This window comes from Haoranjiania flava, from assembly GCF_025631005.1.
In the GTDB taxonomy this organism is placed as follows: Bacteria; Bacteroidota; Bacteroidia; order Chitinophagales; family Chitinophagaceae; genus Haoranjiania; species Haoranjiania flava.
The window spans coordinates 44,890-66,261 of the sequence record NZ_JAOTPL010000009.1; the positions used below are offsets into that span (position 1 = coordinate 44,890).

A 21,372-nucleotide genomic window follows, 5' to 3' on the forward strand; every position below is an offset into this window, starting at 1 on the left:
ATTTTTAGTGATGCGCATCAAACACATCTATTTTCCCCAATTTTTTTAATTCCCATTCTTTCTGCATCAAAAAAATAATGGGCGTCACTAATAAAATATGAATGGCAGATGTAAACACGCCTCCTACCATCGGAAGCACAATAGGCTTCATCATATCGCTGCCTACACCCGTGCTCCACAGGAAGGGTACCAGGCCAAACAGCGTTACGCAGACGGTCATAATTTTTGGTCGCAATCTTTTAGCAGCGCCGGCTATTACATATTCTCTCAAGTCGTCTCGGGTAATGGTTTCGCGGCTGTTGCCTTTAAGCGCTACAAGCTGCTGCATGGCATCGTTCAGGTAAATAACCATTACAATGCCGGTCTCAACGGCCAATCCGAACAGTGCAATAAAACCTACCGCTACCGCTACGGAGAGATTCACGCCCCAGATGTAGATCATAAAAGCGCCGCCGATTAATGCAAATGGAATGCTGATAAGGTTGAAGAAGGCTTCGCGGAAGGAATGGAACGCAAAATACATGGATAAGAAAATAACGACCAGTACGATGGGCAGGATCATTTTCATTGTTTGTTCACCTCTGATGAGGTTTTCATATTGCCCGCTCCATTCCACAAAATAACCCTGCGGCATTTTGCCGATCATATTGTCTATTTTCTGTTTTGCTTCTTCCACCGTACTTCCCAAGTCTCTTTCGCGCACGTTGAACAGCACGGTGCCTCTGAGCATCGCGTTTTCCGAATTGATCATCGGCGGGCCTTCGCTGAGTTGTATGTTGGCAATGGCGCTCAGCGGAATGGTGCCATAATTCATTGTTTGCACCGGCAATCTTTTCAATGCTTCAAGGTTATTTCTAAAATCCTGCCCGTAGCGCGCATTCACCGTAAACCGCTGCCTTCCTTCAATGGTGGTGGTGAGCTCCATGCCACCCAAGGCGCTTTCCACCACGGCGTTCACCTCATCAATGCTGAGATTGTATCTTCCGATTTCTCCACGATTCACTTCAATATCAATATATTTTCCGCCGGTGATGGGTTCTACAAACATGTCTTTTATGCCTTCTATGCCGGTAAGTTCATCTTTTATTTTTTGAGATAATGTATAAATGCTGTCCAGGTTTTGTCCATACACTTTTACGCCCACATCGGTCCGGATGCCGGTGGACAGCATGTTGATGCGGTTGATGATGGGCATTGTCCAGCCGTTTGTTACGCCGGGTATCTGTAGCTTTGCATTCAGCTCATTGATGATATCATTTTTGGTATGCCCGCTTCTCCATTCGCTTTGTGGCTTTAATAAAATAATTGTTTCAATCATGCTGATGGGCGAATTATCCGTTGCGGTATTTGCCCTGCCTGCCTTGCCTAATACGTGCGCTACTTCCGGAACGGATTTGATGATTTTATCCTGTACCTGCAGCAGCCTTTTTGCTTCGGAATTAGAAATGTCGGGCAGGGTTACCGGCATAAACAGCAGGGAACCTTCGTCGAGCGGCGGCATAAATTCCCTGCCTAATCCCATAATCAGCGGAATGCTGATGATTAAGGCAGCTACATTAATCCCCAATACCGTTTTTCGCCATTTGATGCACCATCTTATCAGCGGCTCATAGACTCTTTCCAGCCCGCGATTAATGGGATTGGTATTATCGTCTTTGAATTTCCCTTTCATAAAAAAAGAAATGAGCACGGGTGCGAGTGTAAGTACCAATATGGCATCTACCACCATGATAAAGGTTTTGGTGTATGCCAGGGGATGAAACAACTTGCCTTCCTGTCCTGTCAACAGAAACACAGGCAGGAAAGAAGTAATGATGATGATTGTAGAGAAAAACACACCCCGTGAAACCTGTTTGCAGGATCGTTCGATGATGTTCATGCGAACGTCTTCAGGAATTTTTTGATACCCGGGTGCCGTTTTGTTTTTTTTCAATTTTAATCTGTTAAACCAATTACTTTTCATCTGAATTTTTGGGGGATTTGTTCTGGTTTTGCCAAACCGAGAGGTTGCGATAAGCGTTTTCCGACATGATAATACCGTTATCCACGATCACCCCAATGGCCAGCGCAATGCCTGTGAGGGACATGATATTTGAAGAAAGTCCAAACGCATTCAACAGAATGAAGCTGATAGCTATCGTAATGGGGATTTGTATGATAATGCTTAAAGCGCTTCGCCAGTGAAAGAGAAAAATGATTACGATAAGCGCTACAGCAATGATCTCTTCTATTAGCTTGAACTTGATGTTGTCAATGGCGGCTTCAATGAGCGTGCTGCGGTCGTAAGAAGTTTCAAAAGTAACGCCCGCCGGCAAGCCTTTTTCCACTTCTTTCATTTTTGTTTTTACGTCGTTGATTACCTTATCGGCATTTTCGCCGTAGCGCATCACCACAATTCCGCCCACTACTTCTCCTTCGCCATCAACGTCAAAAATGCCCAGGCGCAGGTCTCCGCCCATCTGCACGCTGCCAATGTCTCTGACTCTTACCGGAATGCCGTTGTTGCTGCTCAAAGCAATATTTTCCACATCTTCCTTGTTTTTTATGTAGCCCAGCCCGCGGATGATGTAGGCCATGTCAGTCATTTCAAATTTGCTGCCGCCCACATCGTTGTTGTTGGCTCTTACTTTGTTCATGACATCCATGAGCGAAATGTTGTAATACTGGAGCTTTACCGGGTCTACCACTATCTGATATTGTTTTTCGAAACCTCCGAAGGAAGCCACTTCCGCCACGCCGGGCACTGTTTGCAAAGCAAATTTTACATACCAGTCCTGCAGCGCTCGTTGTTCGCCCAAGTCCATACGCGGCGCTTTGAAATGATACCAGAAAATATGCCCTACACCTGTGCCGTCGGGTCCGAGTGCGGGCGTAACGTCTTCGGGCAATAAGCGCTGGGCATAGTTCAGCCGCTCTAAAACTCTCGTTCTTGCCCAATAAATATCCACATCATCTTCAAAAATGATATAAATAAAGCTCATGCCGAACATGGAAGTAGCGCGGATATTGCTCACGCGCGGCACGCCCTGCAGGTTGCTTACAAGCGGGTAGGTGATCTGGTCTTCTATTATTTGCGGCCCGCGCCCCATCCATTCCGTGTATACGATCACCTGATTTTCACTTAGATCGGGGATAGCGTCAATGGGATTTTTGCTCACGGCTGATATTCCCCACACCAACAGGCCGGCTGCTACAAGCAGCACGATGTACCTGTTGCGCAGGGACAGCTCAATTATTTTTTGAACCATCTGTGTTTATTTTATTTCTTCCTGAATTTCTCCGCAGGTGAGCATTTCGCTACCGAAGTATGGGTTTTTAACTTCTTTAGAATCATTTAGCCAGAAAGCACCTTTATTATCGTTGTACATTGGGCAGAATATCTTGTACATGGTTTTGCCGGCGCCGAAAGTCTTTGCTATGTCGTAAATATCGTGACTTAGCATTTCCAGGTGTTCTCTTTGATGAGCCATATTTTTGGTATTGGCTGCAATGTGTTCCGTGTGTTCTTTTATGTCTGCTTCCAAATCGGCAAATGTTTCCTGCTGTTCTGGTGTAAAGCCCGTTTTGTCTACTTTAGCAAGCGCTTCACCGATTGCTTTGGCGCCGCTGGCGGCTTCCTGTGGGTCGTCATTAGACAGCGCAAAAGTGAGATGCTGGTAGTGTGCGAAAACTTCACCGAATTTGGTTGGCGTGGCAGTTTGATTATGATCCATTTCCATGTCTTTCCTATTTTCCATATCGTGTTGCGTTTCCGCATTGTCTTTAGTCTTGTCCGCGTTGTTGTTGCAGGCTGATAAAATTAATACAGAGGCGGCTATCAAGCCGGTAAATAAATGTTTCATTTTTTTTGGTTTTATAAGTTACTGGTTTTTTTTTGCTGAATTGTCGCTGACAGCGCATAGCGCCGTTATAAATTTTAGAAAGATTTAGAAAGTTTTCTTTACAGAACCGCAGGTGAGCATGCTGCTGCCGTAGTAAGGATTTTTAATTTCCTTTTCATTGCTCAGCCAATAAGCTTTTGCCATGGGGCAATACTGCTGATAAACGGGTTTATCGCTTAGCTTACATTTTTCTGCCAATGCCGCCATATTGTTGGAAAGGTTTGAAAAAGATTTGCGTTGTGCAGCTATATCTCTTGCGTCTGCAATGGCTGAAGCATCTTTGCGCAAGGCGTTTACATTTCCTTCCGAAAGATGACGGTACGAAATAAGAGAAGCGGTTTGTGAAAACTGGTTGGCATGGCTCGCAGCTTTTGACTGGTCGTCTGCTACCAGCGCATCTTTTATGCCTAAGTAATGAATGTATAGCGCTTGTATTTGTTCATCAGGAGATTTATCCTTTGCGCTGGCAGCAGATGTAGATTGAGGAGGTGTGGCAGCGCCGTGTTGAGCATGATTATGCTGTGCATTTACATTGAAAAATGCAGCGAGTGAAAGCCCGATAGCCAGGAATATTTTTGTCATTTTTTGAAAGAATTATTGTGTTGAGAAATAAAAAATCCGCATCACAACAAGTGATAGCGGCTAAGCTGCACAGCGGCAGCCACACAATAATTCTAAATACGAAAAGTGCAGTTGAATAGGTAAGCAGGAACAGTCCTGCCATCCGGAGGAGCATTACTCCGCGGTAGTTGTTTAACCCTTGTAGACAAGATTACTGTTTGCAGATGAAGAGGCTGGGCCGGAAGCGCAAGGACAAATGCTTCTAAAGCCGGAATTTTGGCAACATCAGATTGTTGGTAGTCGCCAGTTTTAAAAACCTTGTGCTCATCTTTGCAGCAGCCTTGTGTATCTTTGGTTTTCATGCCGCAATTGCTGCACGCAGCATCCTGCATAGCGGTTTGCCACAAATCAGTTTCTATGAGCTTATCCATACAATAGTGCATGTGCACCGTCATCCCCGTTGAGGAGGAGAGGAAGAGAAAAGCTAATATGGATGCAATAAATTTTTTCACAAGAACGAACTTATCGAAAACAAAATTAAGGCATTTATTTTCAATAGTGCAATTTTTTTATTTCTCCAATGTTAAATTCTGATTTGTAAGTGTGAAACCTCTTTTTCAAGCCGCATCTCTGCTTGACTTTTGTTGACATTCGCAACCTAATATTAATTCCTCTTTTGCGGAAGGATTACTTTCAGAGGGCAGTTTTTTTAATTAGCAACCTTTAAAAAAATTTGTATTTCAAAAAAAGGGGAAGTAGACCCCACTCTGGGAGACAACCTCTTTTTATAATTATTGTTTTTAAAATAACTCTATACACCAATACCAGATCGGCCTTGTATGCGCTGCCCGCTGCCCATCAATCCGTCGTAAGAACGCATTAAGAGGTGGGTTTCTATCTGCTGCAAAGTATCCAGTACTACTGCTACCATGATCAGCAGTGAAGTACCGCCGAAGAAATAGCTGAAGCCCTGAGTTACGCCCATCAACTGGGCAAAGCCCGGCAGAATACCTACTATTGCCAGGAAGATAGCGCCCGGCAAAGTGATCCTGTCCATGATGGTGCCAATAAAGTCGGATGTGGGTTTACCGGGTTGTACGCCGGGAATAAAACCATTGTTCCTCTTAAGGTCTTCGCCCATTTGTTTGGGGTTAAAGATCAAAGCCGTGTACAGGAATGTAAATGCTATCACCATGAACGAATAGATGAGCATGTACCACAAGTTGGTATGGTCGCTGAACATCTGCGCGATGCTGCTGGCAGATTCAATGTTGGTAAAAGAGATGAGTGTAGGCAGGAACATGATAGCTTGTGCAAAGATAATAGGCATTACACCTGCAGCGTTGACCTTTAAAGGTAAGAACTGCCTGGCGCCGCCAACGGTCCTGTTGCCGACAACCTGTTTAGCATAGTTTACCTGCAACTTACGCACTCCCTGCACCAGTACAATGATTGCCATTACGATCAATACGAAAGCTGCAATTTCTATGAGGAATATCAACAAGCCGCCGCCGCCTCTTGTGCTTTTGGCCTCAAACTCCTGGATAAGTGATTGTGGTAATCGTGCGAGGATACCCACCATAATGAGGATAGAGATGCCATTGCCCAATCCTTTGTCCTGGATCTTTTCGCCCAGCCACATTACAAATAAAGTACCTGCGGTAAGGCAAATGATGGTAGAAATAAAGAAGTAAGGCTCGTAAGATGGTATCATAGCCGCTGCATAGGCAGGGCTTTTCAGGTAAGAAACATAGGCGCTTCCCTGTAAGATGGTAACGATCACAGTAAGATAGCGTGTCCACTGGGATATTTTTTTCTGCCCGCTTGGCCCTTCTTTCTGTACTTTCTGTAACTGGGGTACCAATACCGTCATCAATTGCATGAAGATGGATGCAGAGATATAAGGCATTACACCCAATGCCAGGAAAGAAGCCTGTGAAAAGGCGCCGCCGGCAAACGTATCAAACAAACCTAATAAACCGGTATTGGCTGCATTCTTGGCTGACTCCTGCAAAACCACCGGGTCAAGGCCCGGCAAAACAATGTGCGTACCAAATCTGTAAACGAAAACAAGCAATAAAGTAAGTATTATTTTATTGCGCAATTCTTCTATTTCCCAAATATGCTTAAGGGTCTGAATAAATTTTTTCATGTGTAATGTATCACTGCTTTTATGCCACATGGAACGCGTCATAGAGATGTAAACAACCCCGGATGACTCATTTCATTTATATTTTTACAAGTTATACCGCTTTACCACAATGGTAAAACGGTTTGTAAAAATACTTATTTTAATATACTTTCCTAATATTTATTAAGAAAAAGATAAAGAACTTAAAAGCTAAAAAGACGTATCGTGAGATACGTCTCAGCTGTATAATTATTTCAAAATTTCAATGGTGCCGCCCAAACCCTCAATGGCTGCTTTAGCTTTTTCGCTAATGGCATTTACTTTAAAGTTTAGTTTGGTAGCCAGCTCGCCGTTACCCAGGATCTTAACTTTATCAGTTCTGTTGATCAGTGAATTCATATAAAGGTTGTCAACTGAAAACTCAGTGAAACCGTATTTGGCTATCAGCAATTCTATCTGAGCAAGATTGAATACTTTATATTCTGTACGGTTGTTGTTTTTAAATCCGCGTTTAGGAGTGCGTCTCTGTATTGGCATCTGTCCGCCTTCGTGGCCCAGTTTCATCTGGTATCCTCTGCGGCTTTGCTGTCCTTTATTACCTTTTGTAGATGTGCCGCCTTTACCTGAAGCCTCACCGCGGCCAAGGCGTTTTTGTTTGTGTACCGAACCTTCTGCCGGTTTTAAATTGTGTAATTTCATTTTTATTGATTTTTAACTCAGCGGGAAAAATCTTCCCTCGCAGGCCCTTGCGGGCTATTTTTTAAACTTATTCTTTTACTTCTTCTACTACAACCAGGTGAGCTACTTTTTCTACCATGCCCAATACCTGTGGAGTAGCTTCTACTTCTTTGCTAGCGTTTAATTTTCTAAGACCGAGCGCCAAAAGTGTATCTTTTTGCTTTTGAGGTCTGTCGATACAGCTTTTTACCTTGGTGATTTTAATCTTTGCCATAATGATTACGTTTTTACGAGGTACTTTTTACACGGTAAATTGTACCTGTAAGTTTTTTGCGTGATAACGTGAAAATTTATCCGTTAAATACTTTGTTTAATTTAATGTTGCGGTCTTTTGCTACCACCAACGGCTCTCTTAAAAGCGTTAATGCATTTACAGTAGCTTTAACCACGTTGTGTGGGTTGGCAGATCCCAGGCTCTTAGACAATACGTCTGTCAGGCCAGCGCTTTCCAGCACAGCGCGCATGCTGCCTCCTGCGATAACGCCCGTACCAGTAGATGCCGGCTTGATCAATACCTTAGCTGCACCTGATTTACCAGCCTGCTCGTGAGGGATGGTACCATTGCGCAAAGGAACCCTTACCAGGTTCTTTTTGGCATCTTCAATACCTTTTGTAATAGCTTCCTGTACTTCTTTTGCTTTACCCAGGCCCTGGCCTACGAGGCCGTTTTCATTTCCTACCACCACTAATGCAGAGAAGCTGAAAGTACGTCCGCCTTTGGTAGTTTTCACTACACGGTTGATGGAAACCACTCTTTCTTTAAATTCCGAATCGCCGGTTGGCTTTACTTTATTTTCAGTTACTTTAGACATTTATATCTGTTTTCTGTGTTTGTTCAAATAATTTTTCAGACAGCATTAAAATTCCAAACCGTTCTCTCTTGCACCTTCGGCTGCTGCTTTGATACGCCCGTGGTAAAGATTACCGCCACGGTCGAATACTACTTTTTTTATACCGAGATCCACTGCTTTGCGGGCAATAGCTGCTCCTGCAAGTTTTGATTTCTCTGTTTTGGTACCGCTTTGTGCTGCGATATCTTTATCTTTTGTAGAAGCAGAAGAGATGGTAACGCCGTCTTGATCGTTGATCAGTTGCAGGTAAAGATCGGTATTGCTGCGAAATACAGACAAACGCGGCTTTTCGGCTGTACCTGAAACTTTCTTGCGAATCCTGTAGCGAATCTTTTGTTTTTTTAACTTTAAGTCCATTTTTTTATTTTTAAATCTTCCGATGCTGCCGGAAGATGATATTACACAATAGTTTATTTACCAGCAGCTTTACCTGACTTGCGACGGATGTATTCTCCAACGTATTTAACACCTTTTCCTTTGTATGGTTCAGGTTTGCGCAGGCTGCGGATCTTTGCTGCCACCTGTCCGAGCAACTGTTTATCTGAGCCTTCCAGGATTACCAGCGGGTTTTTACCTTTTTCTGTTACGGTAGTTACTTTCAGTTCTTTAGGTATTTCAAAGATAATGTTGTGAGAATAGCCCAGAGAAAGGTCAAGCGTATTGCCCTGGCTGGCAGCCTTGAAGCCCACACCTACCAATTCCAGGTCTTTTTTGAATCCTTCATGAGCGCCTTTTACCAGGTTGGCCAGCAACGCACGGGAAAGCCCGTGGATAGCCCTGTGGCGGATCTGGTCTGTAGGGCGGGTAAGAACGATTTCACCTTCTTTCACTTCCACTTTAATTTCACGGTCAATCGGCTGTTTCAATTCGCCTTTGCTGCCTTTGGCAGTCACCACATTATCATTGCCCACTGAAACTGTAACGCCGGCAGGTATTGTGATCGGTTGTTTTCCTATACGAGACATACTTTGTAATTTTTTATTTTATTGAATGCTTTCCGACCGGTCAGCCTGGTATGCTCCGGCTTAATGTATCTGGAAAGTAAATATCAGAACGATTAATAAATGTGGCAAAGCACTTCGCCGCCAACATTTTCAGCTTTAGCCTGCTTGTCTGTCATTACACCTCTTGAAGTGCTGATGATCGCCACGCCTAAACCATTGATAACTCTTTTGAAGTCTGCAGGTTTGGAGTACTGGCGCAAACCGGGTCTGCTCACGCGCTCCAGGGAGCGGATGGCAGGCTGTTTGGTTTCAGCATCGTACTTCAATGCGATTTTGATAACGCCTTGCTTGTTATCTTCTTCAAATTTATATTTCAGAATATATCCCTGATCGTATAAGATTTCTGTGATACGTTTTTTCAAATTTGAAGCAGGAATCTCTACGATTCTGTGGCCGGCCATTTGAGCATTACGTACTCTTGTCAAAAAGTCTGCAATTGGATCTGTTACCATTTTTTATTTTTAATTAAATGCTTTTCAAAATTGTTTACTTGCCTGCTATATGGCAGGCAGGGTGATGCTTACCAGCTTGCCTTTTTCACTCCCGGAATTTTTCCGTCTAATGCCATATCGCGGAAGATCACTCTTGACATACCGAAGTACCTGATGTAGCCCCTGGGACGTCCTGTAAGCTGACAACGGTTTTTCAACCTTACCGGAGACGCGTTGCGTGGAAGTTTATCCAGCGCTTCGTATTCACCTGCTTCTTTCAAAGCTTTGCGTTTTTCGGCAAAACGTGCTACAGTTGCTTCGCGTTTTCTTTGTCTTGCTTTTATTGATTCTTTAGCCATAATTTGTACTAAAATTTATTATTAGTTATTTTCTTCTTTTTTCGCATTCTTAAAAGGCACACCCAGTTCTTTCAGCAGTTCGTACGCTTCCTCGTTGGTATTGGCGCTGGTTACGAAAGTGATATCCAGGCCGGTGATTTTGTTTACCTTATCGATATCAATTTCGGGGAAGATGATCTGTTCGGTAACGCCGAGTGTGTAGTTGCCTCTTCCGTCGAATGATTTATCGCTTACGCCTTTAAAGTCGCGCACGCGTGGCAGGGATACTGCGATGAGGCGATCCAGGAACTCATACATTTTAGTTCCCCTCAACGTTACTCTTGCGCCTATCGGCATGCCTTTACGCAATTTAAAGTTAGAGATATCTTTCTTAGAGTAAGTAGCAATAGCTTTCTGCCCGCTTATCTGCGTCAATTCATCCACAGCTATATCTACCAGTTTTTTATCGGCTACGGCGCCGTTAACGCCTCTGTTAAGGCATATTTTTTCCAGCTTTGGAGCCTGCATGGGTGTTTTGTATGCAAACTTTTTTACTAAGGCAGGCACTACATCTTTTGTGTATTTGTCTGCCAGTCTTGGGGTATATTTAACTGTACTCATTATTTAATTGCCTCCCCTGATTTTTTTGAAATACGAACTAATTTTCCATCTTCGCGAGAGCGGCTTACTTTGGTAGGAGCGCTTTTTTTGGCATCCCACAACATTACGTTGGAGATAGCTATAGACGCTTCTGTTTTAATGATGCCGCCTTTTGTGTTTTGTGCAGAAGGCTTGGTGTGTTTGCTCACGAGGTTTGCGCCTTCTACCACTACGCGTCCTTTGTCGAGGATCACTTCCAACACGGTGCGTGGTTTCTTTAAATCCTTATCATCTCCGGCGATGATGACTACCTGATCGCCTTTTTTGATGTTGTATTTAGGTTTAAATCTGTTACTCATATTTTTATACTTAACGCTTTTGGCTTTGGCCTAAGCTTGTCTGATAATTTTATTTTTAAAGAACTTCGGGCGCCAGGGAAATGATTTTCATATATCCTTTGTCACGCAGTTCGCGTGCTACGGGGCCGAAGATACGTGTACCTCTTGGCTCATCAGAGTTGTTTAATAACACCACCGCGTTATCGTCGAAGCGAATGTATGAACCGTCTTTGCGGCGCAATTTGTTGGTAGTGCGCACGATCACTGCTTTAGACACAGTTCCTTTCTTTACTCCACCCGCAGGGATAGCGCTTTTTACCGTAACAACTATTTTATCTCCTATCTTAGCGTAATCCTGACCGGAGTTGCCCAGTACTCTTATACAAAGTACTTCTTTTGCACCGCTGTTGTCTGCTACTGATAGCCTACTTTCTTGCTGGATCATTGTTTAATAGCTTTAGCTTTGTTTACTTACCAGGTTTTGCCTGAATTCAATTTGTTTCTTTTATTCCTTGCGCCGGGACAGCTTATTTCGCTTTTTCAACGATCTCTACTAATCTCCAACGTTTTGTTTTACTCAAAGGACGGGTTTCCATAATTTTCACAACATCGCCTACACCCGCTTCTTCTTTCTCGTCATGGGCATGGAACTTGGTTGTTTTCTTTACGAACTTTCCGTAAATAGGGTGTTTAACTTTTCTTAGTACGCCCACTGTGATGGTTTTAGCCATTTTGTCGCTGCTTACTACGCCTATTCTTGTTTTACGCAAATTTCTTTGAACCATTGTTATTTATTTTGGGCTTTGAATACTTTTGGTATTCGCTGCAAATTTTTACGCTTTTCTTGAATTTAATTCGGTTTTTAAACGAGCCAGGTCTCTTCTGATGCTACGGATAGTCATCGGATTTTCCAGCGGAGAGATTGCATGTGCAAACTCTACTTTTTTCAAACGCTGTTCGTCTTCCTGAATGCGTGCTTTCAGATCATCGACTGATAATTCTTTGATAGCTTTATTAAATTCTGATGCCTTCGCCATTTTTTTATTTTTTGTTTATGATGCTACTAAATCTCTGCGAACTACAAATCTTGTTTTGATGGGCAGTTTCTGAGCGGCTAATTCCATAGCTCTTTTTGCTATTTCCACAGGCACGCCATCGCATTCGAAAATGATACGTCCGGGTTCAACAACTGCTGCCCAGTATTCGGGGTTACCTTTACCTTTACCCATACGTACTTCGGCGGGTTTTTTGGTGACAGGTTTATCGGGGAATACACGTATCCACACGTTACCTTCACGTTTCATGGCACGGGTCATTGCCTGGCGTGCAGCTTCTATCTGGCGGTTGTTTAGCCAGATGGGTTCAACTGCTTTAAGTGCATAGGAACCGAAAGAGATGGTTGTACCTCTTTTTGCTACGTTTCTTATTCTCCCTTTCTGGGCTTTCCTGTGTTTTGATCTTTTCGGCTGTAACATTTTACCTCCTTACATCTTATTTGTTAAGATGAATTATTTTCGAATTATTGTTTCAAAATAAATTTACTACTATCCTCTCCTGTCTCTTCCGCCACCTCTTCTGTCATTTCCACCTCTTCTGTCTCCCCTGTCGTTGCGCCTGTCGTGGTGTCCGCCACCGTGCTGTGCACCTTCTTTGGCTCCGCTGATGAAATTAGGGTTCAGGTCTCTTTTGCCTAAAACTTCACCTTTACAGATCCATATTTTCAATCCTATTTTACCGTAAACAGTCTGTGCAAATACGCTTGCATAGTCAATATCCATACGGAAAGTGTGCAACGGCACGCGGCCCTGCTTAAATTCCTCCGAACGTGCGATCTCTGCACCGCCCAAACGTCCGCTGGCTTTGATCTTGATACCTTCTGCACCCATTCTGAGTGTGGAAGCAATAGCCATTTTAATAGCGCGTTTGAAGTTGATGCGGTTCTCGATCTGGCGTGCAATAGTATCTCCTACAATTGCGGCATCCAGCTCAGGACGGCGAATCTCTAATATATTGATCTGAACATCGTCGTTGTTGGTTAATTTCTTCAATTCTTCCTTGATCCTGTCTACTTCATTACCGCCTTTACCGATGATGATACCGGGCTTGGAAGTATGAATAGTTACAATCAATTTTCCTAAAGTGCGCTCGATAACGATCTTTGAAATTCCTCCTTTGTTGATACGGGCGTTTAAGTAGGTTCTGATCTTATGATCCTGAATTAAACGTTTGGAATAATCCTTATCGTTGCCATACCAGTTACTGTCCCATCCGCGGATGATACCCAACCTGTTACCTATAGGATTTGCTTTCTGACCCATGTTTTATTTTTAATTTTTTGAATCTACTATTATTGTTACGTGATTGCTGCGTTTGCGAATTTTATATCCGCGACCTTGAGGTGCAGGGCGCATACGTTTAATAGTACGGCCTTCATCTACAAAAATCGTTTTCACAACCAGATTAGCATCTGCGGCACTTTTTCCGTCATTACCCTGTTCCCAGTTAGCAATGGCGCTCTTCAGCAATTTTGCCAAAGGCACTGCGTTGTGTTGCGGATGATGTTCTAAAACAGAAAGTGCTTTATCTACGTCCATTCCGCGAACTACATCTGCCAGCAAACGCATTCTGCGCGGCCCTGTAGGATAATTTCTTAATTTAGCTACTGCTTCCATTTTTTTTAAGTTTTAAGTTTTGAGTTGTAGGTTGTAAGTTTTTCTTACCACTCACAACTTGTCAACTTTACTATTGATTTTATCTTAATTATTTTTTGCTACCTGCGTGTCCTCTGAAGTTCCTGGTTGGTGCAAACTCTCCTAATTTATGGCCTACCATGAATTCAGTTACATACACCGGTATGAATTTGTTCCCGTTGTGTACCGCAAATGTGTGTCCTACGAAATCGGGAGTGATGGTAGAGCGCCTGCTCCATGTTTTTACAACGGCTTTCTTAGCGCCGCCTTCGTTCATACCCAACACTTTTTCCTCTAAATTATGATCTACGTAAGGACCTTTTTTAATCGAACGACCCATATTGTTTCTTTTTGTTGATTTATCCCGCCGGTAGCGAGACCATTTTAACTATTATAAATAATTACCTGTTACTTAATTTTTTACCGTTTTTGCGCTGAATGATAAGCTTATCAGAACCTTTTTTCTTACGGGTGATCTCACCTTTAGCGTATTTACCGGTTCTGCTGCGCGGATGCCCGCCTGAAGCTCTACCTTCACCACCACCCATCGGGTGATCTACAGGGTTCATGGCTACACCTCTTACGCGCGGACGGATACCTTTCCAGCGTTTAGCACCTGCTTTACCGTAGCTTCTTAAGCTGTGGTCAGAGTTGGAAACCTCACCTACGGTAGCGTATACATTGATCAGTACTTTTCTTAACTCACCTGAAGGCATTTTAAGCGTGGCGTAAGCAGCTTCTTTGTTGCTCAGCTGGGCAGATGCGCCTGCACTTCTTACCATTTTAGCGCCCTGGCCGGGTTGCAGCTCCACGTTGTGGATGATGGTACCCAAAGGCATATTTTTAAGTTGAAGTGCATTTCCCAATTCAGGGGCTACACTGTCGCCGGCTACTACTGTAGCGCCCACCTGCAAACCTTTCGGTGCAATGATGTATCTTTTTTCGCCGTCAGTATATTGAAGCAATGCGATGAATGCTGTACGGTTCGGATCGTATTCAATGGAAACTACCTTAGCTTCTATACCTCTTTTATCGCGTTTGAAATCTATAATACGATAGTGCTGTTTGTGTCCGCCGCCTCTGTAACGCATGGAACGGCGTCCCTGGGCGTTTCTGCCCCCGGTTTTGTGTTGGGGCTCCAATAAACTTTTTTCGGGTTTATTGGTTGTGATTTCAGCGTATGCATTTCCTATTCTCCAGCGGGAGCCTGCGGTAATGGGTTTGAATTTTTTTAAAGCCATCTTTCTATATTTTTTCGGAAGTATCAGCTCCGATTGCTATAAGTTTATTTTATTAAATATTTGCGTAAAGATCTATTGTTTCGCCTTCAGCTACGGTTACGTAAGCTTTTTTGTAAGCCGGCTTTACACCCTGTATGTAGCCTGCTTTTGTAAAGCGTGCTTTGTTTTTGGCGGGAACAACAAGGGTATTTACGTCTACCACTGCTACACCGTAAAAAGCTTCGATAGCTGTTTTTATTTCCAGCTTGTTAGCCCTGCGGTTTACTTTAAAAGTATACCTGTTCAGTTTTTCCTGCTGAGCGTTGGCTTTTTCGGTAAGTATGGGTTTTATTAAGACTTCACTGAGTTTCATCCCTGTATCTTTTTATGTTTTTAATTGTCGGTTGGAATTCTAAATTTACTTTATGCTTCGTTTCCTCCCTTATCTCTAACGGTTATTCAATTTTTTATGCCACAGCTTCTTCTGCTGCTTCTGCTATTAATTTGGCAGCGCCTTCGCTCAATACCAGTACATCTGCATTTACAATGTTGTAAGTGTTTATATCATCGATAATCGTGCTCTGTACTTTAGGCAGATTTCTCATGCTCAGGTATACGTTGCTGTTATTTTCAGATAAGATGTACAATACTTTCTTGTTGTTGATCTCCATGCTTTTCAGCACATCTGCCATTTGCTTTGTTTTAGGTGCATCGAAAGACAGGTCTTCCACCACCACTAAGGCATTGTCTTTTACTTTGTAAGAAAGTGCGCTGATCTTAGCCAGGTTCTTAACTTTCTTGTTCAGTTTAAACGCATAACCGTGAGGTTTGGGGCCGAAGATAGCTCCACCGCCTTTGTACAGCGGGTTGCGGATATTACCTTTACGGGAGCCGCCGGTACCTTTTTGTTTATGCAGCTTGCGGCTGGAACCTTGTACCTCGGCGCGGGTTTTTACTTTGTGTGTACCCTGGCGCTGTGCAGCCAGGTATTGCTTTACAGCAAGGTAAATAGCGTGGTCGTTGGGTTCTACGCCGAATATATCTTCCGGTAATTCAATGGTTCTGCCGGTCTTTTGTCCTTGTATATTTAAAACTTCTACTTGCATTTTTTTCTATTTTCTGTAAAGGAATGCTTTACTTTATTTTTGAATGAAAACTACCGCTCCGTTATGTCCGGGTACTGAGCCGCTAACCAATATGTAATTTTTTTCAGGGAAAATTTTTACCACTTTAAGTCCTTTCATTTTCACTCTGTCGCCACCCATTCTTCCGGCCATTCTCATGCCTTTGAATACTCTTGATGGATAGGAAGATCCGCCGATAGAACCTGGAGCTCTCTGACGGTCGTGCTGGCCGTGGCTCTGATCTCCCACGCCGGAAAAGCCGTGGCGCTTTACAACACCCTGGAAGCCTTTACCTTTGGTAATGCCAACCACACTTACTGTTTCTCCTTCTTCGAAGATGTCCACAGCAACTGTTTCTCCAATATTTTTATCGATAGAAAAATCGCGAAATTCTTTTACAACTTTCTTAGCCGTAGTGTTGGCTTTTGAGAAATGATTTAACTCGGCTTTGGGGGTATTTTTTTCTTTTTTCTCGCCGAATGCAAGCTGCAATGCATTATAACCATCCGATTCTGTAGTTTTGACCTGAGTCACTACGTTGGGAGCAGCTTCAATGATGGTAACCGCTACTTGTTTCCCTTCGGGGCCAAATATGCTGGTCATACCAATCTTTTTACCAATAATAGCTTTCATTTTAATTTGCGGTTTATGCCCCGCCAGGTTATTGAGACATTTCTGAATGGTGCAGAAATTCAATCTCCAGTTTTCACCGACCTTTTCTTTTTTTATTTCTTTTTGAGAAATTTCAGAAGTACCGGCGATAAACAAACCTCGAAGGGCTTTGTTTATATGTTGTGTTTCAAATTGCTTTGAAACGGTTAATTATTTCAGATCAGAGCTCTTTTCTCCTTACCTTAAGATGCGGATTGAGAGATGACGATGTTTTTTTGTAAGAACTGTCGGCAGCATGCTGCCCGGAAAAAACTGATTATGCCTTGATCTCTACCTCAACACCTGAGGGAAGATCTAATTTACTCAACGCATCTACCGTCCTGGAGGAAGATGTATAAATATCCAGCAAACGCTTGTGTGTAGCTAACTGGAATTGCTCACGGCTCTTCTTGTTCACGTGCGGAGAACGCAAAACAGTAAAGATTTTTTTATGCGTAGGCAAAGGAATGGGACCTGTAACTACTGCGCCGGTACCACGTACTGTTTTCACGATTTTCTCGGCAGATTTGTCTACCAGGCTGTGATCGTATGATTGTAATTTAATTCTTATTCTCTGAGACATAATCTTACCCAATTTTTTAATTTGGGATTGCAAAGGTACATTCTTATTTTATTTTTCCAAATTAAATTGAAATTTTTTTAAGTCAATTACTGAATATAAGTTAATTTCTTGGCATAGTTTTAGTATATTTTTATTTGAATCATTGTTTAAACTTAAAATTTCATATTCTATGACTAAACTAACACACACAGTTCTTGCAACAGTAGGAATGTTCTTTGCAAGCTTAATGACAACTTTTGCCCAGGAAACATCTAAACTGGATGTAGACGTAGATCTGGGTGGCGCTAAATCCGACGTATGGTACTCCCAAACCTGGGTATGGATCGTTGGCGGATTAGTTTTTATCCTCTTATTAGTGGCACTGTTAAGAGGCGGAAACAGCAACAAAGCCTAAACCAAACCAAGTTTATATAATTGGCCGCTCATACTGAGTGGCTTTTTTTATGTGGCTCTCCCAAAGAATTCACAAGGCTGTGGCAACTAAACATCTATCGGCTTTAAGAAGTATGATACTATCAAAAACACAATACCTTTTGCTTCTAAGCTACGGAGTTTTGCAAACACACACTTCTGTTTCGGCTTGCAGCAAGAACGAAGCATTGTGCTGACGTGTACAATACTTTTTGTTTGTGTAAAACTTTGCCTTTGCGTTACAAATGTAATCGCAAGTTATACTTTACATTTATTGTTTCTAAGCAGCTCCATTGGATCAGGAAGAAATTGTATCATTTTCAATATAAAGGGGCAGGTACTATATTATTTCCGGAAACAACCCTTCCCTATGCAACAAAAACTGCCACGGTTTCCCGGGCAGTCGTTTAAAAAATAGAAATAAGTGTTTTAGTTGTTAAGTGTTTTTACGGATTTCTATTTATTATTTTACAAACCTGATAGCGGTTTTGCGGTCAACTTCTCTTGCCTGGTCGTCAGCGGTTTCAGGCACTGTAGCAAATTTTTCGCCATAGCCTTCTGCGCCTGTGATCTGTGTGCCTGCTGCAGCAAGTGCGTTTTTAATGGCATTAGCGCGCTCCTGGGACAATTTTAAATTAGCCGCATCATTGCCTTTTTTATCGGTATATGCACCCACTTTTACTTTTGCGTCAGGAAAATCTTTCAGTATAGCTACAAGGTTATCAAACTGTACCTGCGATTCAGGAGTAAGTTTTGAGGTACCGAATTCAAAATTAATGTTATCAAAATTAAACCACCTGTTTTTGAGCTGTTCTTCTGTTGCGCTGGCGTATTCAGGCGATTTCAGGAAGGTAACCACCTGATCTTCTATACCGCCTTTATATGCCTGCACTGTCTGTCCGCTGGGAAGGGTAACCACCAAAGGTTCCCTGGAAGTCGTGGTTAGTGCTGGTCTAGCAGCTATTGTATCTGCTGCGGTTACAGTGGTTGAGTCTATTGCAGTGGTTACTTCATCATGAGTTTTATTGCACTGCTTTAACAGGAACAACAATAGCGCTACTGCTACCAGCGCCAGGAGCAAGGGTATTAAAAACTTGTTACCGCTTTTCTTATCCTCCGGTTCATGCCGGTTGTAGTCGGCTGCCGGCTCTTGCTGAACGGGAGTATGTTCTGTGCCTCCCGTTACGCTTGCATCCACATTTGTCAACAATGAGGTAAGCCCCAGCGATGGGGGAATAGCGCTTAAGAATGAAGATTCATTATTTTTAAAGAAGTCTGTTATTGAACTTACGGTAGATCCGTTCTCAACAGCATCTCTGCCTACACTTCCCAAAGAAGCTATGGAAGAAGCTTCAAAAAGATCTCTTGTGGATGAAGGCTTTATGCCTGCATAGGAAGATATTTTTTCTACAATGCTGTGAAAGCCGTTGCCAAAGAGGTTTCTCACGAATGTACCGGCCTGTGTAGCAGATGAGTTTTGGTTGCTTCCGAATACATTGTTTAAATTATTAAGGCTGCCGTTTGTAAAAATATTTTTGGCCAGGCTGAATACCGTTGACATGAATGAAGCATCTGTGTTGGCTTTGCGGCTTACGCCCGCAAAAATAGCCGGCACAATGGCTCCCAATGCTTTAGTGATGCCGTCGCTGCTCTCATTTAACTTGGTGGAAGCATCCTGAGAAAAAGCATCTCCCAAATAACTTTTTGCCAGCTCCAGGATAGTGTTATTCATAAAAAAAGTTTTAATTTTATTTATAAAGCTCAGATAAAATTGTAATAATTAGATTTTGATTGTAAACACACAAATCCCGCGCCAAACTGCAATAAATCAGCTTTTATCTATTATTTGTAAACTAAAAAGCCCGTTCTTTGGAGGAACGGGTGCCTAAAATAAATGTATACGATACCAACAGTAAGATTTATCTATGAATTGGTATAGACCGTGGTAGACCCGGACTCATCTACAACCCAAACAATTTCTATTTTTTTTCTTGAAATAACAGTTACACCATTTTGTCTGGCAGGATTCCACTTTCCGCTTTTGCTGACCGTGCTGGCGGCTGCAGCGGCGGTTCCATACCCGGGATTATTTAAAGCTTTCACCTCAGATATATTACCTTCCTTATCTACCCTGAAAGAAACAGTAACTTTATATCTACCGGCAGGCCCTTTGTTATTGGTGATCACGTTATGATCCAGGTTCCTGTTTATAAACTGGCTCCAGCTTCCCGGGTAGCTCGCAGGCTGCTGAACGCTTGTAAATTCCTTATCGTATTTCTCTTCTTTTTTAATTGCAGCTGGCGCAGTATCTTCTTTCTGTTTATCTTTCAATAATACTATCACAACACCGTTTATAGCTGCTTCACCGTAAAGTTTGGTAGCTTCTTCACCTTTTATAATATTGATAGCCTGTATGTTGTCTTTATCAATTTTTTCCAAGGTTTCACCTTTTTCTAAAGGCTTACCGTCTACTATATATAATGGGTCGCCTTTTACGTTCTTAAGCTTAATCCTGGGCGAGCCGTTGTCGGCTGATGTTTCTCCCTCTTTTCTTATGTCAATTGCAGCTCGTTCCTTGGTCGTTATTATTAAAACGCCGTTTTTGCCTTTTTGCCCGTATGCTTTTGCAGCAGCTTCGTCTTTTAAAACATTAATAGATTCTATGTTGTTCGGATTTATTTTACCCAAATCCGTGTTTTGTTCCAAGGGCTTTCCATCCACAATAATTAAAGCTTTTGTAATTGAGCTGTCGTTGGGTGAAATAGTTAATGGCCCATCTCCGCTTACTGTGGCAAATGGCTTTCCATTTTCAAGTACTTTTACTTCCCCTTTTGTCATTATCACTACTCCTTTCCCCTTTCCTTTCAGGGGAGGCAGTGTGTCCTGTGTAGTACTTTGCGCCATGGCCAGCTGGTTTTCCAGTTCTTTAATTGTTTCTCTGGCTTCTGCTTTTTGCACGTTGAGCCCGATGGCAAATGCTATGCAGCCCAGCAGTGGCAATGCCAGCAATCTGCGTGTATAACTGTACTTGGTTTTTTGATTATTTGTAAGCATGTGTAGTCTTTTTTTAATGGATGAATAAAAAATTGCCTGGCCGGGACTATACGAAAAACTACTTACCTGCGAACGCAGCAGCATGGCCGCAAAAGCGCGTCCGTCTTTGCTTGCAATGGCTTGCTCATCTGCTATGTATTCGTGGATAAGTGTTATCTCTTTCTCGATTAAATAGAATATGGGATTAAACCAGCACACTGCTTTTACCGTTTGTAAAAACACGCGGTCCCAGGAATGGTGCTGGCGGATGTGCGCCATCTCGTGCCGCATGATCTGCCTGCCGGCCTCTTCTTCTAGAGAAATATCTTCGCGCCAGAACAAATTCCTGAAAAATGAAAACGGCGCTTCAGGAAGATCGGTTGTCACAATAGTAATATCTGCCACCTGTTGAGTCCGGTATCGTTTTTTTAAATGATAAATCCTGGCAATCCTTATCATTACTAACAACAGCAATACTGCAGAGATAGACACAACAGCATAATATGCCAATGATTCCCAGGAAATAGTTGGGCGGGTTGTAACAAGTATCATTTCTCCTGCCGGCTGGCTGGCATACAACCACCCTACCAGCCTGCTTATGCGCTCATTATCGCCCTGTATAAACACATCTATTCTCAACAGCGGTATGAGAAAGCTGGCAACCACGGCAAACAATAAATAAAAGCGGTTGTAAGGATGAAATTTCCTGTTGCGCAAAAACAATACGTAATAAAGGTATAGTATGCCGGAGCATAAGATTACCTTGATGATATAGGCAACCATAACC

At 42.7% G+C, this 21,372-nt stretch carries 30 protein-coding genes; 1 reads left to right on the top strand and 29 read right to left on the bottom strand.

The features are described 5' to 3' along the window. Positions 1 to 4: 4 nt before the first annotated feature. The 27 genes from OD355_RS07680 to rpsJ all read right to left on the bottom strand — a co-directional run bounded on the left by OD355_RS07680 (position 5) and on the right by rpsJ (position 17,141). Positions 5 to 1,933, bottom strand: a complete 1,929-nt coding sequence (locus OD355_RS07680) for an efflux RND transporter permease subunit (protein WP_263037880.1) — start codon at positions 1,931 to 1,933, stop codon at positions 5 to 7. 19 nt (positions 1,934 to 1,952) lie between these two features. Further along, positions 1,953 to 3,248 carry an efflux RND transporter permease subunit gene (locus OD355_RS07685; RefSeq protein ID WP_263037881.1) on the bottom strand — a complete coding sequence of 432 codons (1,296 nt, stop codon included), beginning with the start codon at positions 3,246 to 3,248 and terminating at the stop codon, positions 1,953 to 1,955. Positions 3,249 to 3,254: 6 nt separating this feature from the next. After that, positions 3,255 to 3,842, bottom strand: coding sequence for a DUF3347 domain-containing protein (locus OD355_RS07690; protein WP_263037882.1), 588 nt, complete (start codon positions 3,840 to 3,842; stop codon positions 3,255 to 3,257). Between the two features lie 84 nt (positions 3,843 to 3,926). Next, the gene (locus OD355_RS07695; protein WP_263037883.1) at positions 3,927 to 4,463 is read right to left on the bottom strand and encodes a DUF3347 domain-containing protein; all 537 of its coding nucleotides are present in this window, start codon (positions 4,461 to 4,463) and stop codon (positions 3,927 to 3,929) included. A 92-nt stretch (positions 4,464 to 4,555) separates the two neighbouring features. Continuing rightward, entirely contained in the window at positions 4,556 to 4,954 is a 399-nt protein-coding gene (locus tag OD355_RS07700; protein WP_263037884.1) for an HYC_CC_PP family protein, read from the bottom strand. Positions 4,955 to 5,253: 299 nt separating this feature from the next. Continuing rightward, positions 5,254 to 6,594 (bottom strand): preprotein translocase subunit SecY, encoded by a 1,341-nt coding sequence (gene secY, locus OD355_RS07705; protein ID WP_263037885.1) that lies wholly within the window; start codon positions 6,592 to 6,594, stop codon positions 5,254 to 5,256. Between the two features lie 228 nt (positions 6,595 to 6,822). Next, on the bottom strand, positions 6,823 to 7,272 hold the full coding sequence (gene rplO, locus OD355_RS07710) for a 50S ribosomal protein L15 (protein ID WP_263037886.1): 450 nt from the start codon (positions 7,270 to 7,272) through the stop codon (positions 6,823 to 6,825). 67 nt (positions 7,273 to 7,339) lie between these two features. Next, the gene (rpmD, locus tag OD355_RS07715; protein WP_263037887.1) at positions 7,340 to 7,525 is read right to left on the bottom strand and encodes a 50S ribosomal protein L30; all 186 of its coding nucleotides are present in this window, start codon (positions 7,523 to 7,525) and stop codon (positions 7,340 to 7,342) included. Positions 7,526 to 7,601: 76 nt separating this feature from the next. Further along, positions 7,602 to 8,123, bottom strand: a complete 522-nt coding sequence (rpsE, locus tag OD355_RS07720; protein WP_263037888.1) for a 30S ribosomal protein S5 — start codon at positions 8,121 to 8,123, stop codon at positions 7,602 to 7,604. Between the two features lie 45 nt (positions 8,124 to 8,168). Beyond that, positions 8,169 to 8,519: a 50S ribosomal protein L18 gene (gene rplR / locus OD355_RS07725; protein ID WP_263037889.1), complete on the bottom strand. Its 351-nt coding sequence runs from the start codon at positions 8,517 to 8,519 to the stop codon at positions 8,169 to 8,171. A gap of 53 nt (positions 8,520 to 8,572) precedes the next feature. Continuing rightward, positions 8,573 to 9,127, bottom strand: a complete 555-nt coding sequence (gene rplF, locus OD355_RS07730; RefSeq protein WP_263037890.1) for a 50S ribosomal protein L6 — start codon at positions 9,125 to 9,127, stop codon at positions 8,573 to 8,575. 92 nt (positions 9,128 to 9,219) lie between these two features. Continuing rightward, positions 9,220 to 9,618 carry a 30S ribosomal protein S8 gene (gene rpsH / locus OD355_RS07735; protein WP_263037891.1) on the bottom strand — a complete coding sequence of 133 codons (399 nt, stop codon included), beginning with the start codon at positions 9,616 to 9,618 and terminating at the stop codon, positions 9,220 to 9,222. A 68-nt stretch (positions 9,619 to 9,686) separates the two neighbouring features. Next, a complete protein-coding gene (rpsN, locus tag OD355_RS07740) occupies positions 9,687 to 9,956 on the bottom strand; it encodes a 30S ribosomal protein S14 (RefSeq protein ID WP_263037892.1) in 270 nt (89 codons plus the stop codon). Positions 9,957 to 9,977: 21 nt separating this feature from the next. Next, the gene (gene rplE / locus OD355_RS07745) at positions 9,978 to 10,556 is read right to left on the bottom strand and encodes a 50S ribosomal protein L5 (RefSeq protein WP_263037893.1); all 579 of its coding nucleotides are present in this window, start codon (positions 10,554 to 10,556) and stop codon (positions 9,978 to 9,980) included. Then, positions 10,556 to 10,894, bottom strand: a complete 339-nt coding sequence (rplX, locus tag OD355_RS07750; RefSeq protein ID WP_263037894.1) for a 50S ribosomal protein L24 — start codon at positions 10,892 to 10,894, stop codon at positions 10,556 to 10,558. The genes rplE and rplX overlap by 1 nt, the downstream gene beginning before the upstream one ends. Before the next feature lie 55 nt (positions 10,895 to 10,949). Beyond that, a complete protein-coding gene (rplN, locus tag OD355_RS07755; RefSeq protein WP_263037895.1) occupies positions 10,950 to 11,318 on the bottom strand; it encodes a 50S ribosomal protein L14 in 369 nt (122 codons plus the stop codon). A gap of 82 nt (positions 11,319 to 11,400) precedes the next feature. Next, on the bottom strand, positions 11,401 to 11,658 hold the full coding sequence (gene rpsQ, locus OD355_RS07760; protein ID WP_263037896.1) for a 30S ribosomal protein S17: 258 nt from the start codon (positions 11,656 to 11,658) through the stop codon (positions 11,401 to 11,403). A 48-nt stretch (positions 11,659 to 11,706) separates the two neighbouring features. Beyond that, positions 11,707 to 11,910: a 50S ribosomal protein L29 gene (gene rpmC / locus OD355_RS07765; RefSeq protein WP_263037897.1), complete on the bottom strand. Its 204-nt coding sequence runs from the start codon at positions 11,908 to 11,910 to the stop codon at positions 11,707 to 11,709. A gap of 15 nt (positions 11,911 to 11,925) precedes the next feature. Further along, positions 11,926 to 12,348, bottom strand: coding sequence for a 50S ribosomal protein L16 (gene rplP / locus OD355_RS07770; protein WP_263037898.1), 423 nt, complete (start codon positions 12,346 to 12,348; stop codon positions 11,926 to 11,928). Between the two features lie 69 nt (positions 12,349 to 12,417). Beyond that, positions 12,418 to 13,191 carry a 30S ribosomal protein S3 gene (gene rpsC / locus OD355_RS07775; RefSeq protein WP_263037899.1) on the bottom strand — a complete coding sequence of 258 codons (774 nt, stop codon included), beginning with the start codon at positions 13,189 to 13,191 and terminating at the stop codon, positions 12,418 to 12,420. A 9-nt stretch (positions 13,192 to 13,200) separates the two neighbouring features. Continuing rightward, a complete protein-coding gene (rplV, locus tag OD355_RS07780) occupies positions 13,201 to 13,545 on the bottom strand; it encodes a 50S ribosomal protein L22 (protein WP_263037900.1) in 345 nt (114 codons plus the stop codon). A gap of 88 nt (positions 13,546 to 13,633) precedes the next feature. Beyond that, on the bottom strand, positions 13,634 to 13,903 hold the full coding sequence (gene rpsS, locus OD355_RS07785; protein WP_263037901.1) for a 30S ribosomal protein S19: 270 nt from the start codon (positions 13,901 to 13,903) through the stop codon (positions 13,634 to 13,636). Between the two features lie 61 nt (positions 13,904 to 13,964). Then, positions 13,965 to 14,804 (bottom strand): 50S ribosomal protein L2, encoded by an 840-nt coding sequence (rplB, locus tag OD355_RS07790; protein WP_263037902.1) that lies wholly within the window; start codon positions 14,802 to 14,804, stop codon positions 13,965 to 13,967. A gap of 52 nt (positions 14,805 to 14,856) precedes the next feature. Next, a complete protein-coding gene (rplW, locus tag OD355_RS07795) occupies positions 14,857 to 15,156 on the bottom strand; it encodes a 50S ribosomal protein L23 (RefSeq protein ID WP_263037903.1) in 300 nt (99 codons plus the stop codon). Positions 15,157 to 15,250: 94 nt separating this feature from the next. Continuing rightward, positions 15,251 to 15,889, bottom strand: a complete 639-nt coding sequence (rplD, locus tag OD355_RS07800; protein ID WP_263037904.1) for a 50S ribosomal protein L4 — start codon at positions 15,887 to 15,889, stop codon at positions 15,251 to 15,253. 33 nt (positions 15,890 to 15,922) lie between these two features. Further along, positions 15,923 to 16,540: a 50S ribosomal protein L3 gene (gene rplC / locus OD355_RS07805; RefSeq protein WP_263037905.1), complete on the bottom strand. Its 618-nt coding sequence runs from the start codon at positions 16,538 to 16,540 to the stop codon at positions 15,923 to 15,925. A gap of 295 nt (positions 16,541 to 16,835) precedes the next feature. Beyond that, positions 16,836 to 17,141 (bottom strand): 30S ribosomal protein S10, encoded by a 306-nt coding sequence (gene rpsJ / locus OD355_RS07810; protein ID WP_263037906.1) that lies wholly within the window; start codon positions 17,139 to 17,141, stop codon positions 16,836 to 16,838. A gap of 169 nt (positions 17,142 to 17,310) precedes the next feature. On the opposite strand from rpsJ, the gene OD355_RS07815 reads away from it, so the two are divergent. After that, entirely contained in the window at positions 17,311 to 17,535 is a 225-nt protein-coding gene (locus tag OD355_RS07815) for a hypothetical protein (protein ID WP_263037907.1), read from the top strand. 480 nt (positions 17,536 to 18,015) lie between these two features. Here OD355_RS07815 and OD355_RS07820 read toward each other — a convergent pair whose 3' ends face one another. Continuing rightward, a complete protein-coding gene (locus OD355_RS07820) occupies positions 18,016 to 19,284 on the bottom strand; it encodes an OmpA family protein (protein ID WP_263037908.1) in 1,269 nt (422 codons plus the stop codon). A 191-nt stretch (positions 19,285 to 19,475) separates the two neighbouring features. Next, positions 19,476 to 21,368 (bottom strand): TonB-dependent receptor plug domain-containing protein, encoded by a 1,893-nt coding sequence (locus OD355_RS07825; RefSeq protein ID WP_263037909.1) that lies wholly within the window; start codon positions 21,366 to 21,368, stop codon positions 19,476 to 19,478. Positions 21,369 to 21,372: the final 4 nt, after the last annotated feature.

Excerpts from the sequence above, each read along its gene's own strand:
- OD355_RS07685 (WP_263037881.1), bottom strand. The coding sequence starts at position 3,248 with ATGGTTCAAAAAATAATTGAGCTGTCCCTGCGCAACAGGTACATCGTG.
- OD355_RS07690 (WP_263037882.1), bottom strand. The coding sequence starts at position 3,842 with ATGAAACATTTATTTACCGGCTTGATAGCCGCCTCTGTATTAATTTTA.
- OD355_RS07695 (WP_263037883.1), bottom strand. The coding sequence starts at position 4,463 with ATGACAAAAATATTCCTGGCTATCGGGCTTTCACTCGCTGCATTTTTC.
- secY (WP_263037885.1), bottom strand. The coding sequence starts at position 6,594 with ATGAAAAAATTTATTCAGACCCTTAAGCATATTTGGGAAATAGAAGAA.
- rplO (WP_263037886.1), bottom strand. The coding sequence starts at position 7,272 with ATGAAATTACACAATTTAAAACCGGCAGAAGGTTCGGTACACAAACAA.
- rpmD (WP_263037887.1), bottom strand. The coding sequence starts at position 7,525 with ATGGCAAAGATTAAAATCACCAAGGTAAAAAGCTGTATCGACAGACCT.
- rpsE (WP_263037888.1), bottom strand. The coding sequence starts at position 8,123 with ATGTCTAAAGTAACTGAAAATAAAGTAAAGCCAACCGGCGATTCGGAA.
- rplR (WP_263037889.1), bottom strand. The coding sequence starts at position 8,519 with ATGGACTTAAAGTTAAAAAAACAAAAGATTCGCTACAGGATTCGCAAG.
- rplF (WP_263037890.1), bottom strand. The coding sequence starts at position 9,127 with ATGTCTCGTATAGGAAAACAACCGATCACAATACCTGCCGGCGTTACA.
- rpsH (WP_263037891.1), bottom strand. The coding sequence starts at position 9,618 with ATGGTAACAGATCCAATTGCAGACTTTTTGACAAGAGTACGTAATGCT.
- rpsN (WP_263037892.1), bottom strand. The coding sequence starts at position 9,956 with ATGGCTAAAGAATCAATAAAAGCAAGACAAAGAAAACGCGAAGCAACT.
- rplE (WP_263037893.1), bottom strand. The coding sequence starts at position 10,556 with ATGAGTACAGTTAAATATACCCCAAGACTGGCAGACAAATACACAAAA.
- rplX (WP_263037894.1), bottom strand. The coding sequence starts at position 10,894 with ATGAGTAACAGATTTAAACCTAAATACAACATCAAAAAAGGCGATCAG.
- rplN (WP_263037895.1), bottom strand. The coding sequence starts at position 11,318 with ATGATCCAGCAAGAAAGTAGGCTATCAGTAGCAGACAACAGCGGTGCA.
- rpsQ (WP_263037896.1), bottom strand. The coding sequence starts at position 11,658 with ATGGTTCAAAGAAATTTGCGTAAAACAAGAATAGGCGTAGTAAGCAGC.
- rpmC (WP_263037897.1), bottom strand. The coding sequence starts at position 11,910 with ATGGCGAAGGCATCAGAATTTAATAAAGCTATCAAAGAATTATCAGTC.
- rplP (WP_263037898.1), bottom strand. The coding sequence starts at position 12,348 with ATGTTACAGCCGAAAAGATCAAAACACAGGAAAGCCCAGAAAGGGAGA.
- rpsC (WP_263037899.1), bottom strand. The coding sequence starts at position 13,191 with ATGGGTCAGAAAGCAAATCCTATAGGTAACAGGTTGGGTATCATCCGC.
- rplV (WP_263037900.1), bottom strand. The coding sequence starts at position 13,545 with ATGGAAGCAGTAGCTAAATTAAGAAATTATCCTACAGGGCCGCGCAGA.
- rpsS (WP_263037901.1), bottom strand. The coding sequence starts at position 13,903 with ATGGGTCGTTCGATTAAAAAAGGTCCTTACGTAGATCATAATTTAGAG.
- rplB (WP_263037902.1), bottom strand. The coding sequence starts at position 14,804 with ATGGCTTTAAAAAAATTCAAACCCATTACCGCAGGCTCCCGCTGGAGA.
- rplW (WP_263037903.1), bottom strand. The coding sequence starts at position 15,156 with ATGAAACTCAGTGAAGTCTTAATAAAACCCATACTTACCGAAAAAGCC.
- rplD (WP_263037904.1), bottom strand. The coding sequence starts at position 15,889 with ATGCAAGTAGAAGTTTTAAATATACAAGGACAAAAGACCGGCAGAACC.
- rplC (WP_263037905.1), bottom strand. The coding sequence starts at position 16,540 with ATGAAAGCTATTATTGGTAAAAAGATTGGTATGACCAGCATATTTGGC.
- rpsJ (WP_263037906.1), bottom strand. The coding sequence starts at position 17,141 with ATGTCTCAGAGAATAAGAATTAAATTACAATCATACGATCACAGCCTG.
- OD355_RS07815 (WP_263037907.1), top strand. The coding sequence starts at position 17,311 with ATGACTAAACTAACACACACAGTTCTTGCAACAGTAGGAATGTTCTTT.
- OD355_RS07820 (WP_263037908.1), bottom strand. The coding sequence starts at position 19,284 with ATGAATAACACTATCCTGGAGCTGGCAAAAAGTTATTTGGGAGATGCT.
- OD355_RS07825 (WP_263037909.1), bottom strand. The coding sequence starts at position 21,368 with ATGGTTGCCTATATCATCAAGGTAATCTTATGCTCCGGCATACTATAC.